Annotated in this window: 15 protein-coding genes; 3 read left to right on the top strand and 12 right to left on the bottom strand. The window is 41.2% G+C overall.

Features of this window, described 5'->3' with window-relative positions; genetic code table 11:
• Positions 1–2 precede the first annotated feature (2 nt).
• The 4 genes from BN161_RS14175 to ppdK all read right to left on the bottom strand — a co-directional run bounded on the left by BN161_RS14175 (position 3) and on the right by ppdK (position 6166).
• Positions 3–1253, bottom strand: coding sequence for a Y-family DNA polymerase (locus tag BN161_RS14175; RefSeq protein WP_044267289.1), 1251 nt, complete (start codon positions 1251–1253; stop codon positions 3–5).
• A complete protein-coding gene (locus tag BN161_RS14170) occupies positions 1253–1693 on the bottom strand; it encodes a LexA family protein (protein ID WP_044267288.1) in 441 nt (146 codons plus the stop codon). The genes BN161_RS14175 and BN161_RS14170 overlap by 1 nt, the downstream gene beginning before the upstream one ends.
• A gap of 67 nt (positions 1694–1760) precedes the next feature.
• Entirely contained in the window at positions 1761–3242 is a 1482-nt protein-coding gene (locus tag BN161_RS14165; RefSeq protein ID WP_044267286.1) for a tyrosine-type recombinase/integrase, read from the bottom strand.
• 197 nt (positions 3243–3439) lie between these two features.
• A complete protein-coding gene (gene ppdK / locus BN161_RS14160; RefSeq protein ID WP_029328406.1) occupies positions 3440–6166 on the bottom strand; it encodes a pyruvate, phosphate dikinase in 2727 nt (908 codons plus the stop codon).
• A 200-nt stretch (positions 6167–6366) separates the two neighbouring features.
• Between ppdK and rlmD the strand changes: the two genes are divergently transcribed.
• Positions 6367–7797 carry a 23S rRNA (uracil(1939)-C(5))-methyltransferase RlmD gene (gene rlmD, locus BN161_RS14155; RefSeq protein ID WP_044267285.1) on the top strand — a complete coding sequence of 477 codons (1431 nt, stop codon included), beginning with the start codon at positions 6367–6369 and terminating at the stop codon, positions 7795–7797.
• A gap of 40 nt (positions 7798–7837) precedes the next feature.
• On the top strand, positions 7838–8749 hold the full coding sequence (locus tag BN161_RS14150; RefSeq protein WP_044267283.1) for an RluA family pseudouridine synthase: 912 nt from the start codon (positions 7838–7840) through the stop codon (positions 8747–8749).
• 62 nt (positions 8750–8811) lie between these two features.
• On the opposite strand, the gene BN161_RS14145 is transcribed toward BN161_RS14150, so the two are convergent.
• The 3 genes from BN161_RS14145 to araJ are packed head-to-tail and all read right to left on the bottom strand — an operon-like array spanning position 8812 to position 10853.
• On the bottom strand, positions 8812–9219 hold the full coding sequence (locus BN161_RS14145; RefSeq protein WP_044267281.1) for a hypothetical protein: 408 nt from the start codon (positions 9217–9219) through the stop codon (positions 8812–8814).
• 16 nt (positions 9220–9235) lie between these two features.
• Positions 9236–9652: a hypothetical protein gene (locus BN161_RS14140; protein WP_029328403.1), complete on the bottom strand. Its 417-nt coding sequence runs from the start codon at positions 9650–9652 to the stop codon at positions 9236–9238.
• Between the two features lie 58 nt (positions 9653–9710).
• Positions 9711–10853 (bottom strand): MFS transporter AraJ, encoded by a 1143-nt coding sequence (gene araJ, locus BN161_RS14135; RefSeq protein WP_044267279.1) that lies wholly within the window; start codon positions 10851–10853, stop codon positions 9711–9713.
• A gap of 120 nt (positions 10854–10973) precedes the next feature.
• Here araJ and BN161_RS14130 point away from each other — a divergent pair, with 120 nt between their 5' ends.
• A complete protein-coding gene (locus tag BN161_RS14130) occupies positions 10974–11513 on the top strand; it encodes a glutathione peroxidase (protein WP_044267278.1) in 540 nt (179 codons plus the stop codon).
• Positions 11514–11584: 71 nt separating this feature from the next.
• Here the strand turns inward: BN161_RS14130 and BN161_RS29885 are convergent, their stop codons facing one another.
• From BN161_RS29885 to BN161_RS14115, 5 genes are all read right to left on the bottom strand, one after another.
• Complete coding sequence (locus tag BN161_RS29885) at positions 11585–11683, bottom strand: smalltalk protein (RefSeq protein ID WP_167332543.1); 99 nt, start codon at positions 11681–11683, stop codon at positions 11585–11587.
• 34 nt (positions 11684–11717) lie between these two features.
• Positions 11718–12227: an HU family DNA-binding protein gene (locus tag BN161_RS14125; protein ID WP_044267277.1), complete on the bottom strand. Its 510-nt coding sequence runs from the start codon at positions 12225–12227 to the stop codon at positions 11718–11720.
• A 188-nt stretch (positions 12228–12415) separates the two neighbouring features.
• Positions 12416–12694, bottom strand: a complete 279-nt coding sequence (locus tag BN161_RS14120; protein ID WP_044267276.1) for a PIN domain-containing protein — start codon at positions 12692–12694, stop codon at positions 12416–12418.
• Between the two features lie 2 nt (positions 12695–12696).
• Complete coding sequence (locus tag BN161_RS30570; protein ID WP_244436502.1) at positions 12697–12825, bottom strand: PIN domain-containing protein; 129 nt, start codon at positions 12823–12825, stop codon at positions 12697–12699.
• Positions 12822–13079, bottom strand: a complete 258-nt coding sequence (locus tag BN161_RS14115) for a hypothetical protein (protein ID WP_125910834.1) — start codon at positions 13077–13079, stop codon at positions 12822–12824. Before BN161_RS14115 ends, BN161_RS30570 begins: the two co-directional genes overlap by 4 nt.
• Positions 13080–13163: the final 84 nt, after the last annotated feature.

The raw sequence follows: 13163 nt of genomic DNA, 5'->3' as shown, positions 1-13163 counted from the left end.
GCTTACTTACATTTGACGATTATTATTTCATTGATATCAGTAGTATAACATTGAGATAGTTGTTCTTGTTTAAGTTTCCAATCTCTTCCTGAACCCTGTACTGCAAGTTTGACATGATGCTGAAACTTTCCATTAATCTTATCTACTACTTGCATTAGTCTTTCTCGTTTTTCTCGATCAACAGAATCAAAGAGTCCCAATTGTGCATTATCAGTTATTTCAGTGATGATAACCCCTGCTTTTTTGTATTGGTATCCAGGAAGGAAAATTCTTCTTAATCCCTCCAGCGCATAATGCACTATTTCTAAAGTATCAGAGGTAGGAACCGGCAGTTGTACAATTGTATTCTTCCAATATTGAGGAAGATCCTCCCGGAAGTTATTTGTATGGATGAAAACCATGAGTGACTGGGCGAAAGATTTCTGTTCCCGAAGTTTTTGCGCACAAGTGGAGGCATGAGTTGCTATAGCCTCTGATATGGTATCAATATCTTCTACCATTTTACCGAAAGAGCGGCTGGTGCATATTTGTTTTTTAGCTGGTGGTGCCGTTTCCATATCAATACACGATATTCCTCTCAGTTCTTTCCATGTACGTTCACCGACAACAGTCATATTCTTTCTAACCCATGAACCGGGCAGTTGTGTAAAATCAAAAGCTGTTTTTACGCCTCGTTTTTCCAGTTTTGCCGCTTGCCGGCGACCAATTCCCCATACATCGCCTATTTCAAACAGTTTTAATGCCCTAACTCTCTTTTCTTCGGTGTCAATGATACATAGCCGGTTGTAAGCCGGGTACTTCTTTGCAAATTTGTTTGCCATCTTTGCAAGTGTTTTAGTTGGTGCAATGCCAATACTTACAGGTATACCGGTACCACGAGATACTTTCCGTACAATGTTTGCTCCGAGTGATTGCAGGTCTTTAATTCCCGCCAGGTTGAGAAATGCTTCGTCAATAGAATAGACTTCAATTTCAGGCGCCATGTCAGCTAACAGTGTCATAACACGCCCAGACATGTCGCCATATAGGACATAATTCGAAGAGAACACGGCAATATCATATTGCTTTACCAAGTCCTTTATCTGATAAGCCGGAACTCCCATCTTAATACCTAATGCTTTTGCTTCGTTAGAGCGTGCAATAACACATCCATCATTATTGCTTAGTACAATGACGGGCTTTCCATTCAGTGAGGGATTGAAAGCTCTCTCACATGATGCGTAAAAGTTATTGCAGTCTACAAGACCGTACATTAACGTCTCCTCCGATTTTTCTTTATTGTGTAAGTTACAATTCCCCAAACTACAAATTCGTTTTCGGGAGTGACTTTAATTAGGGGATAGTTAGAATTTGAAGGAACAAGCCAAGCGGCATCTTTTTCTAATCGTACCCGCTTGAGGGTATATTCGCCATCAACATAGCAAATAGCAAGGTCATCGTCCAGCAATTCCAACGATCTATCTACAACAAGAATGTCACCGTCTTCTATGCCTTCATCACGCATAGAATCGCCTGCTACACGTGCATAGAAAGTTGTTGCTGGATGATTAACTATTTCTTTATTTAGGTCTATAGCTTCTTTCAGATAGTCTTGTGCAGGGCTGGGAAATCCTGCACGAACCCCTTCGTCTGCATAGGGTAATGGCAGACTTGAGGATATGTCAATCTTATGTATTACTATGTTCCTTTTCATCGTGGCAAATAAACAAAGAAACCTTGTATATAGTTGCCAGTATTTGTATTTTTTACATTCTATTCAGTTAAAAACCTTTCCCTTTCATCCTTTCATAAATAGCTACCTGATCCTTATCCACATTTTCCACCCGGAACTGTACCATACATCTGTTCGGAATATCATCAGGGAGTTGCCCAACTAATGAAGTGATAACTTCTTCTTTATTATTAAACCCAATATCACAAAGTGAGGCTATCTTTCTTCCACGGAAGAAAGCTTCTCCCCTAACCTGATATTTAGGAGAAATTCTCAGTTCCATGCCATCACTCTCTTCTTTCTTCTTTTCTTCCGGTGCACAGAAAAAAAGAAAATCAATTACTTTCTGATTTAGAACAGAAACAGAAGTATAATCAGGTTTGATATATCCTTGTGTCACCTTGTGAGCAGACGAATGATTCATTGCAAAGCCTACTTCTTCAAGAGTTGCGCCACAATTATTTTGTGCCACAGTCCCCCACGTATGCCGAAAAGTATAACAGCAATATTGTTCCCCCTTTTGCATCCCCAGACTTTTTTCACATAGAATTCTTATACCGATATTCACATTAGCGTTAAAACTGTCTTCACTACTATATCTCTCCGCAAACATGAATAAATAGGGGCTATCAGGCCCAGCCTTGTACTTATCAAAAAGCGGCATTAGTATATCAGGGAGTTTAATTTCAAGATAAGCATGATCACGACGGAACTTCATTGTCTTGCGCCTATTATAGTGTATAATACCATCTCTCAGATCTGCCTTTTTTAAATGGTACAAGTCAACCGTATTAATTCCTGCAAGACACATTATCATCATTGCTACATCTCTACCAAGTTCTGGGACAGACAACTTATAGTTGCTTTCCGGTATTGCGGCAGAGAAGAACTCTCTGACCTTTTCAGGATCAATCGCACGTTTTTCAGGCACATCAGCAGCAGGTATTTTTACCTTCAACCATGGGTTTGTTTTTATCCTTATAAGCCCACGGTCATAATCGTTATACTCAAGTATGGCAGCTTTGAATATTTGCCGAATACAGATTGGGTACATCTCTTTAGCTCTCGCGCTTGACATCAAAGATTGAATCCATCCATCAACAAAATTAGTTGTGAATCGAGAGAACATTAACTTATTTGTTCCAGCATAACGCTCTAAATGTTGATAAGCTAATTCATAGTTCCGGGCATTTCGCTCTTGTCCATTCTTAGCCATCTCAAATTTATATTTGCGAGCATAATCAGAGAAGCAAATATCTTCATCTATCTGCTGAAGAAAGTCTACTACATCATTAATAGTCCACTTCTCCGTATCAACCTTGTTAAGCCGATCAATAAATTCCGTTATCTTATCAATACAGTACTTCAGGACAAAAGTATCTTTCACATCACCAGCAGCACTCAATCCTTTAGAATCTATCAATTTGTCGGTTTTGATATAGGCAGACTTCCGGTTATGAGTCACTCGAATATACACCGGATAGAAGCCATCTTTTCTCTGTTTCTGAACACAAGTTTTAAAAGTTGCCATAATTATATTGATTTACAGTTTAATACATACTCTAAACATGTTCTAAACTCATGCACAAAAATACGAAACAGTTTCTAAACACTACCAACTATTAGGCATATTTTTCGTGCATTTCGTCAATAAAACAAAATAGGCTACACAACCCTCACAAAAGGGTTATATAGCCTATTATCAATTACTTACGGGTTATTATTTCGTTATTTCAGGTCTTCAATAGCTGCCTGAGCCGCCGCCAACCGTGCTATGGGCACTCTGAACGGAGAACAGCTCACATAATTCAAACCAACTTTATGGCAGAACTTCACAGAAGAAGGCTCACCACCATGTTCACCACAGATGCCGCACTTCAAATCCGGACGTATAGCACGACCTTTTTCAGTAGCCATACGCACCAACTGTCCCACACCGTTCTGGTCGAGAACCTGGAACGGGTCTACTTTCAAGATTTTCTTTTCCAGATAAACCGGGAGGAAGGAAGCAATATCGTCACGTGAATAACCGAATGTCATCTGTGTCAAGTCATTCGTACCGAATGAGAAGAACTCAGCAGAAGAAGCAATACGGTCGGCAGTCAAGGCAGCACGAGGTATTTCAATCATTGTACCCACCTTAAAGTCAATACTGTCACCCACTTCAGCGAAAAGTGCAGCAGCTTCTTCACGAATCACCTTTTCCTGTTCTTTGAACTCATACAAGATACCAGTCAGCGGAACCATGATTTCCGGATGTGTTTCCACGCCTTCCTTCTTCAGTTCCAAAGCAGCACCAAGAATGGCACGCGTCTGCATCTGAGTAATCTCAGGATATGTATTACCCAAACGGCATCCACGGTGTCCCAACATCGGGTTATGTTCGCAAAGCGATTCTACACGTTGCTGGATATAGTGCAGGCTAACACCCATAGCATCCGCCATTTCCTGCTGACCTTTCAAATCGTGGGGAACAAACTCATGCAAAGGAGGATCAAGCAGACGAACAGTTACCGGACAACCTTCCATAGCCTGGAAGATGCCCTTAAAGTCAGCTTGCTGGTAGGGCAATATCTTAGCCAACGCTTTGCGACGTCCTTCTGCATCTTCCGCAAGAATCATCTCACGCATAGCCTTAATCTTTTCACCTTCAAAGAACATGTGTTCCGTACGGCAAAGACCGATACCAATAGCACCAAAGTTGCGAGCCACAGCAGCATCATGAGGAGTATCCGCATTGGTACGAACCTGGAGTTTCGTATACTTATCAGCTAGATCCATCAGTTCTGCAAAATCTCCTGAAAGTTCAGCAGCCTTCGTTTCTACCTGACCTTTATAAACCACACCTGTACTACCATTCAATGAAATATAATCGCCTTCTTTCAGCAGAACGCCATCTATTTCTACCGTACGAGCCTTATAGTCAATATTCAAAGCACCGGCACCCGACACACAACACTTACCCATACCACGGGCCACTACTGCTGCATGAGACGTCATACCACCACGGGCAGTAAGAATACCTTCTGCAACTGCCATACCGGCCAAGTCTTCTGGAGAAGTTTCGATACGTACCATTATAATACGCTTACCGGCAGCATGCCATTCTGCAGCATCATCTGCAAAGAACACAATTTGTCCAGTAGCAGCACCCGGAGATGCAGGAAGACCGCGAGTCAGAACTTTAGCTTGTTTCAAAGCAGTCTTATCAAATACAGGATGAAGCAATTCATCCAATTTATTGGGCTCACAGCGCATCAAAGCTGTTTTTTCATCAATCATACCCTGATGCAGCAAATCCATTGCAATCTTCACCATAGCTGCACCGGTACGTTTACCGTTACGCGTCTGGAGGAACCAAAGCTTACCTTCCTGAACGGTAAACTCCATATCCTGCATATCCTTATAGTGGTTTTCCAATTTAGTTTGCAGCATATCCAGTTCCTTGTAGATCTCCGGCATAGCCTCTTCCATGGACGGATATTTGGCTGCACGCTCTTCTTCGCTAACGCCTGCAAGTTCTGCCCAGCGTTGCGAACCGACCTTTGTAATCTGTTGCGGAGTACGGATACCTGCCACAACGTCTTCACCCTGTGCATTGATCAGGTATTCACCATTAAACAAGTCTTCACCCGTACCGGCATCGCGGCTGAAGCAAACACCTGTAGCTGAAGTTTCGCCCATATTACCGAATACCATTGCCTGTACGTTGACAGCTGTACCCCACTCATCGGGTATACTCTCCATCTTACGATACAGAATAGCACGTTCGTTCATCCAGGAGTTAAATACTGCGCAAACAGCACCCCACAACTGCTCATAAGCACAAGCCGGGAAATCTTTTCCGGTTTGCTCCTTCACGGCAGCTTTAAACTTCTTCACCAATTCTTTGAGGTCTTCCACTTCCAATTCGTTATCCAGCTTCACACCTTTCGCATGCTTCACTTCTTCAATGATAGCTTCGAACGGATCGATATCCTCCTTATTAGTCGGTTTCATACCCAATACCACGTCACCATACATCTGTACGAAACGACGGTAAGAGTCCCATGCAAAACGGGCATTGCCAGTTTTACGTGTCAATCCTTCTACCACTTCATCGTTCAGACCCAGATTAAGGATTGTGTCCATCATACCCGGCATGGAGGCGCGAGCACCGGAACGTACTGAAACCAGTAAGGGATTTTCTATATCACCGAACTTAGAAGACATCAATTCTTCCACTCTTGCTATGGCGCTTTCTACTTCGCCTTTCAACAGAGCAACCACTTTTTCCTGCCCCATCTCATTATATTCGGTACAAACCTCAGTCGTGATTGTAAAACCGGGAGGAACCGGAACCCCAATAAGGTTCATCTCGGCAAGGTTGGCGCCTTTACCCCCCAAAAGATTTTTCATGTCAGCCTTTCCTTCTGCCTGACCGTTACCAAAGGTATAAACTCTTTTCTTGTCCATAATATAAATTTAAGTTTCTCAATTGTGATTTTTTTCTGTTCGCAAATCTAAGTATATTTCGCATACTAGAAAACTTTTTGAGAAAAAACTTTCTATCAAAATGCAATTTCGACATTGCAATCTTTAATATTTCACTTCATATAGAGAATTCCCGAAAAAATGTCTATTTTTGCAGAATAATTTATTAGACTGGTGTAAAAGTGGCAAGAAATAGAAAAGAGCTTCCTCTACTGGAGAAAGTGACAATAACGGATGTGGCTGCCGAAGGAAAAGCCATCGCAAAGGTTAATGATTTGGTTATTTTCGTACCTTATGTCGTTCCCGGAGATGTAGTAGACCTGCAAATTAAGAGAAAAAAGCATCATTATGCTGAAGCTGTAGCAGTGAAGTTCCACGAATATTCTCGTGAAAGAGCTGTCCCATTTTGCCAACATTATGGCGTATGTGGCGGTTGCAAATGGCAAGTTCTTCCCTATTCTGAGCAAATCAAGTACAAGCAAAAACAAGTAACGGACAACCTTACCCGCATCGGTAAAATCGAACTTCCAGAAATTTCTCCGATCCTCGGTTCAGAGAAAACACAATTCTACAGAAATAAACTGGAGTACACTTTTTCTAACAAACGTTGGTTGACGGAAGAAGAAATAAAACAGAATGTGGTATACGAACAGATGAATGCCGTAGGTTTCCATATCCCCAACGCTTTCGATAAAGTACTGGCTATAGAGAAGTGCTGGTTGCAAGATGACATATCCAACCGTATCCGCAATGCCGTACGTGATTATGCTTACGAACACAATTATTCCTTCATCAACCTCCGCACACAGGAAGGCATGTTGCGCAACATGATCATCCGCACATCTACCACCGGAGAATTAATGGTTATCCTCATAGCTAAAATAGAAGAAGAGGGAGAAGAATTGAGATTATTCAAGCAACTCCTGCAATATGTAGCAGATACATTCCCTGAAATTACCTCTCTCCTATACATTATTAATAATAAGCGTAATGATACCATTACCGACCTGGATGTGTACACTTTCAAGGGGAAAGATCACATCTTCGAAGAGATGGAAGGATTACGCTTCAAAATAGGTCCTAAATCATTCTATCAGACAAACTCCGAACAAGCATACAATCTTTATAAGATAGCACGCAATTTCGCCGGACTGACCGGTAAGGAGTTGGTTTACGACCTTTATACAGGTACAGGAACCATTGCCAACTTTGTTTCCAAACAAGCCCGCCAGGTTATTGGTATCGAATATGTACCCGAAGCTATCGAAGATGCAAAGGTAAATGCAGAAATCAACGGGATTAAGAATACATTATTCTTTGCCGGTGATATGAAAGACATGCTGACTCAGGATTTTATCAATCAATATGGCCGCCCGGATGTTATCATTACCGATCCTCCGCGTGCAGGAATGCATCAGGATGTGGTAGATGTTATCCTGTTTGCCGAACCGAAACGTATCGTATATGTAAGTTGCAATCCTGCCACACAGGCACGCGACCTGCAACTGCTCGACGTAAAATATAAAGTAAAAGCCATACAACCGGTAGATATGTTCCCCCACACCCACCACGTAGAAAACGTAGTGCTCCTGGAATTAAGAAATGAAGACTGAGAATTTTATCACTAATCACTAACCATTAATCACTATCAACGTGGCAAAAGGAAAAATAGTAGCGCGAGCCCGCACCCAATATACGGACTACACAGTAAACGAACCGATGGAACTTATGGAGTTTCTGGCAGCCAAGATGCCGGATGCCAGCCGTACCAAACTAAAATCATTGCTCAGCAAGCGAGTGGTATTCGTAGACAGTGTGATAACCACTCAATATAATTTCCCGTTAAAACCGGGTATGAAAGTACAAATCAGTCGTGATAAAGGCAAGAAAGAATTCCATAACAACCTGCTGAAGATTGTATATGAGGATGCATACATCATAGTAGTGGAAAAGATGCAAGGCCTGCTGTCAGTCAGCAGTGAACGCCAGAAGGAACGTACAGCATACCATATTCTAAATGAATATGTTCAACGCTCTAATGGACGTGGTAGCAGCGTATACATCGTTCATCGCCTCGATCGTGACACTTCCGGACTGATGATGTTTGCAAAGGATGAAAAAACGCAACGCACATTGCGTGACAACTGGCATGAGATTGTAACCGACCGTCGCTATGTAGCCGTAGTCACAGGAGAAATGGAAAAGAATGCAGGTTGTGTCATATCCTGGCTTACTGATCGTACGCTTTATGTTTATTCCAGTCCAACAGATGACGGAGGGCAGAAAGCAATCACACACTATCGCACAATTAAGCGTGCCAACGGTTATTCTCTTGTAGAGTTGGATCTTGAGACCGGTCGCAAGAACCAGATTCGTGTGCACATGCAGGACTTAGGGCATCCTATTATTGGTGATGGCCGCTACGGAATAGAAGACGTAAACCCCATTGGACGCTTGGCGCTTCATGCCTTCAAGCTTTGTTTCTACCATCCGGTTACGGGAGAGTTGATGAAGTTTGAAACGCCTTATCCGAATGAATTCAAGAAGTTATTTTTGAAGAAATAATGAATAATACAAAAACAGGTCACTTCGAAAGAGTGACCTGTTTTATTTATATACTTTGGCAATTACTCCATCTCAAGTACAAAATCAAATCCCGGACTATCAGCCGACAAATGGAATGTACCCCTAAATCTGTTTCCGGTTACAAAAACATCATCCATATATGAAATACCTGCCCTACCATAATCTAATACAAGATTATTACTATATCCATCTTCCCACATCCATTGAAAACGGAAATGATCATACAGTTTTCCATCATATAAGTAATACTGATATTCTTCACCAAATCCATCACCTCCAAAAGTAAATGTGCTAAAAATCGGCTCCCCGTTTTCTGCATTCATGCCGACATCTCCTGTCCATGCACGTCCTATGATTACTGATTCTATACTATACTGATCATCATCCTCACAAGATGTCAGGCTCATAGTCAGTGCCCATGCAAATATAATATATAGATATTTTTTCATTTTATTCAGTTATTAATTAATTCTGCGTATAGCTGGCATCCGTCATCATTACAATCTTTCCATCCATTTTACCACTGAGGTAATGATCACGTACCCATACATTTTCAAAGTACTTAACTTTCCCATCATTAAAAGTCAGCCTCAAGGCTTCCTTACTTCCATCGGTCCAGCGCCAAGTAAATCCTCTGTCAATTATTACCTTTCCACCGGCATCGTACGTTGTTGTAACTTCCTGCCCTTGATTATCCTTGTAGAATCGAAGCTGATAAGTACAGGGTAAGCCCTCCTCTGTTTCATATTCATCTATCCAAGTCCTGTCGCATAGCTTCTTATCATCATTCTCCATTGTATAATATACATCATCTCCACAAGACGCCAATCCTATTACAAAAGCACATAGCAGTAATATTTTTCCAACATTCAAAGTTTTCATAATTCGTTTCGTTTAGTTAATACTTGCGGACAAAAATACGAAAAGATATTGAAATGTTTTAATATTTCGCCTGATATTTCTTGTAGAAGGTCAGAAACAGGATAAAACCTACCATAGCAAAAGGCACTCCAGCCAGTGCCGGATAACGGTATCCACCACTAATAGCTAATCCTCCCACATAGGCTCCAATAGCATTTCCGAGATTGAATGCCACCTGTACACAGGCTGCCCCCAACATCTCTCCCCCTTTTGCCACACGGATTATTAGCACCTGTTCCGGACTGGAAACCGCAAACAGACCAGCCGTACAAAGACACATCAGTAATGCAGATAACCACGGGTAAGGAGACAAGAAGAATATCAACAGCAATACAATACAGATCATAGCCTGCACAGTAGTCCCCACTTTCCCGGGAGTATAACGGTCGGAAAGCCGTCCGCTAACCAGATTACCTACCACCATACCAAAGCCCGCCAATACCATCAGTCCGGTAATGCTTTCCGCAGCAAATCCGGATACCTCCGTCAGCAACGGATTGATATAACTATACCAGCAGAAAACACCTCCGTTTCCTAAAGCCGTTGCACCCAAAATCAGCCAGGGAGCCGGTGTTTTCAGGAATCGGAATTGCCCTTTAAATCCAGTATCTTTCAATCCTTCCACATGAGGCACCCAACGCCAGATATAATAAAGTATAATCACGCCCCAGCAACCCACCAATAAGAAAGTGACACGCCAGGAAATGGAATTGCTCAAAGAAGTACCCAGTGGAACTCCAAACAGATTGGCTATGGTCATCCCAGCTATCATTATTGATACAGCCTCGGAACCTTTTCCTTTATCAGCCAACTTTTCCGCCACAATAGAGGCTACTCCGAAATATGCACCATGAGGAAGTCCGGAAATAAAGCGTGCCAGCAATAACACCCAGTAGTTAGGTGCCAGTGCCGCACAGGTATTTCCTACCATTATCAAGGTAACCAATGCCAATAAGATATGTTTTAATGGATGCTTACGGGCTAAGATCAATACAGGTGCACCTACACAAACTCCCAAAGCGTATGCGGAAATAAAATGTCCCGCAACAGGGATGCTGATACCTAAATCTTTAGCCACATCGGGCAAGATACCCATCATGACAAATTCGGCAATTCCTAATCCCAAGGTACCGAATGCTAATGCGATAAGACTCTTCTTCATGCCTATTTTTACCTACAAAAAACTAATCTTTTACCAGGGCGCAAAGGTAGTGTTTTTTTTATTTCAATAATAAACTATTTGAGTCTCCATTTTGTTTTTATAGATAAACAGAATATAAAGATGAAAACAATTATTATAAGTATTTTTATGGCAATGATGGCAATAGCTGCTCAGGCACAGCAAAAGAGTTTCTACGACTTTACAGTCAAGACCATTGATGGAGAAGATATATCACTTTCCACCTTTAAAGGCAAAAAAGTGCTGGTAGTTAATGTCGCTTCCAAATGTGGATTTACTCCGCAATACGCTAAGCTCGAAGAGTTATATGAGAAGTATGGAAAGGATAATTTTGTAATAATCGGCTTTCCTGCTAATAATTTCCTGAGTCAGGAGCCGGGCACTAATGAGGAAATCAAAGAATTTTGTACATTGAATTATGGAGTAACCTTTCCTATGATGGCTAAAATCTCTGTAAAGGGAAAAGACATTGCTCCTTTGTATAAATGGTTAACCCAGAAGAGCGAGAACGGTGTGCAAGACGCAAAAGTCGGTTGGAATTTCCATAAATTCCTGATTGATGAAAACGGGAAATGGGTAGCTTCCTATGGTTCAAGTACCAATCCGTTATCGGAGGAAATAGTGAAATGGATTGAAAAGTAACTTTCCAGTCTACTAAAAAAAATAGCCGGGAGTGCAAATCAAATGCACTTCCGGCTTATTTCAAACAGTTCTTATCCTTGCGTCATTGCCTGTACTCCGATTACACCTGCAATGGCAGTGGCTACGGCAATAATCACTTTTAATATCACATTCCAACTCGTTTTCTTCATAGAAATCTTCTTTAGCTTTAATTATTAGTTTTCGTTAACCGAGAGGATTTTCATCCAATCCTCCGCCGCCCGGGTTGTCTCCCGAACCACTATCCGAACCACCTCCCGTAGGAACATTCGATAACCCTTTCAGATAATCGTCCAAGCTGACCAGATCCAACTTTTCACCGGCACGGGTAGCAGTCTTGGTTATCTTCAACTCCTTATTGGCTTGAAAGCAGATACGGACACTATCCACGCTCTTGGCTGTAATATCCTCCGCCTTATCCGCTCCTTTCGACTTGGCAGCCAGCATAAATACGCCCAACCCGGCAATATTCACCGTCTTACCTTCCAACAACTGTTCTTTCAACTTCTCCACAAAGTTCTGTACTACACTTCTGATATCACCGATAGACAACGATGAACGATCCTGCATTTTCTGGGCAACAAATGCCAAATCTACACTTTGCCCTAAAGTCACTAATTGCGGGAAATACTTTTTGGGAGAATTCTCCACCCGAGGGTCAGACGGTCTCTCCACCGTTCTAAAAATTACACTCATTCTACTTTTTTCATTTAGAGATTTAAATTCCGTTTTAATTCACTTCGCTGATCAACGATAATGCAAAGGTGAGGATTAAATCCCTAATAAAAGAAGAAAAAAGGGCGGTGAGAGCAGTTTTTCTGAGAAAAAATTATAAGTTGCTATAAATCAGCAGTGATAGTAAACTACCCATGCGGATGATATAGCTAAATAAAATCTTCTAAAAAACATTTTGGTGACACAACTCTTACTGTAGAAAAATAGAAATCCTTCTCATTTCTCGTCACAATAACATCTGCTTTCACTTTGCAAGCGGAAAAATATTGTAATGCATCTTCAAAATCACTCGCTTGTAACGCCAATGCATCTTCAACATTAGATGCAGTTAAGTCTACAACACAAAAAAACACCTTTAATCTGTTTAAAGCATTATATAATTCTACTCCCTTGAACTTCTTTCGAAGAATATATGCAATATTCGCCATTGTCAACGACGATAGATATAAAGAACATTTTCGTTTTTTTGGCAAAATAAAATTGCTGCAGCATCTTGATAACCCTCTCTTTCCGATAACAAATCAATCAAGACATTTGTATCAATAAAAGCTTTCATCATTTGTTTAACAGATAATTAAGACGCTCATCTTCGGCATCATCTACACCTGAGGCAATGCCTATCAGCTCTTGAATATCCTTAGGCAACATTGTTTCATCTTTCACCGTTTTCTCTTTTCGCGCATGCACATGCCGTTTATTCCCACTATTCAGCAAGCTTTCTGACAGTTTATTTATGATGCGTAATTTCATATCATCGCTCAGTGATAACAGTTTATCCCAATAATTATCCGGTAGATTTATAGAAGTATCCATATAGTTTTCTCCTTTCAAACACAAAGATACCATTAATTATTCAATCATCAAGAAAATAAAATCTTATTTTATAGATTTAGAGCC

The sequence above is a fragment of the Bacteroides timonensis genome, assembly GCF_000513195.1.
Lineage (GTDB): Bacteria > Bacteroidota > Bacteroidia > Bacteroidales > Bacteroidaceae > Bacteroides > Bacteroides timonensis.
This window is presented reverse-complemented; position numbering and strand designations above follow the sequence as displayed.

Bases quoted from the DNA above. Each gene is read 5' to 3' on its own strand.
- BN161_RS14125 (WP_044267277.1), bottom strand. From the start codon at position 12,227: ATGAGTGTAATTTTTAGAACGGTGGAGAGACCGTCTGACCCTCGGGTG.
- ppdK (WP_029328406.1), bottom strand. From the start codon at position 6,166: ATGGACAAGAAAAGAGTTTATACCTTTGGTAACGGTCAGGCAGAAGGA.
- BN161_RS14170 (WP_044267288.1), bottom strand. From the start codon at position 1,693: ATGAAAAGGAACATAGTAATACATAAGATTGACATATCCTCAAGTCTG.
- BN161_RS14175 (WP_044267289.1), bottom strand. From the start codon at position 1,253: ATGTACGGTCTTGTAGACTGCAATAACTTTTACGCATCATGTGAGAGA.
- BN161_RS14120 (WP_044267276.1), bottom strand. From the start codon at position 12,694: ATGGCGAATATTGCATATATTCTTCGAAAGAAGTTCAAGGGAGTAGAA.
- BN161_RS30570 (WP_244436502.1), bottom strand. From the start codon at position 12,825: ATGATGAAAGCTTTTATTGATACAAATGTCTTGATTGATTTGTTATCG.
- BN161_RS14145 (WP_044267281.1), bottom strand. From the start codon at position 9,219: ATGAAAAAATATCTATATATTATATTTGCATGGGCACTGACTATGAGC.
- BN161_RS14130 (WP_044267278.1), top strand. From the start codon at position 10,974: ATGAAAACAATTATTATAAGTATTTTTATGGCAATGATGGCAATAGCT.
- BN161_RS14115 (WP_125910834.1), bottom strand. From the start codon at position 13,079: ATGGATACTTCTATAAATCTACCGGATAATTATTGGGATAAACTGTTA.
- BN161_RS14165 (WP_044267286.1), bottom strand. From the start codon at position 3,242: ATGGCAACTTTTAAAACTTGTGTTCAGAAACAGAGAAAAGATGGCTTC.
- BN161_RS29885 (WP_167332543.1), bottom strand. From the start codon at position 11,683: ATGAAGAAAACGAGTTGGAATGTGATATTAAAAGTGATTATTGCCGTA.
- araJ (WP_044267279.1), bottom strand. From the start codon at position 10,853: ATGAAGAAGAGTCTTATCGCATTAGCATTCGGTACCTTGGGATTAGGA.
- BN161_RS14140 (WP_029328403.1), bottom strand. From the start codon at position 9,652: ATGAAAACTTTGAATGTTGGAAAAATATTACTGCTATGTGCTTTTGTA.